This is a genomic window from Desertibacillus haloalkaliphilus, assembly GCF_019039105.1.
GTDB classification, from domain to species: domain Bacteria; phylum Bacillota; class Bacilli; order Bacillales; family KJ1-10-99; genus Desertibacillus; species Desertibacillus haloalkaliphilus.
This window is the reverse complement of the sequence record NZ_JAHPIV010000582.1, coordinates 1-331: the sequence shown is the minus strand read 5'-3', so window position 1 is coordinate 331 and position 331 is coordinate 1. Positions and strand designations below refer to the sequence as shown.

1 protein-coding gene is annotated in these 331 nt (G+C 43.5%); it reads left to right on the top strand.

Features of this window, described 5'->3' with window-relative positions:
• Positions 1–331: hypothetical protein (locus KH400_RS23370; protein ID WP_217228711.1), on the top strand; the 331-nt coding region annotated here is incomplete at both ends.

Sequence of the window (331 nt, the reverse complement as noted above, 5' to 3'; positions counted from 1 at the left end):
GTACCATCGTTGACCCAAGTGTCAGCTCAAAAGAGTGTGACAACTAACGGTAGTGGGACAAGTATGACGCAAACCGTAACGGGTGCATTTACTAGTATGAGTACAGATGCTTATTCTATTGCGGATTCGCGTTCAAAATATGCGATTATGGACCCGAACAATCCATTTAACTTGGCGTTGATACGTGCCTATGGATTTGATGTGTCTGCGGTGCCAAAGGATGCGGTTATTCGTAAGTTCACTAATCAAACTAATTCAGCGAACTATACGACGATTGTTTATTGGCCGGCAGTGGACGCTAACGGTAATGTAACGTCGATGACTCAAATTA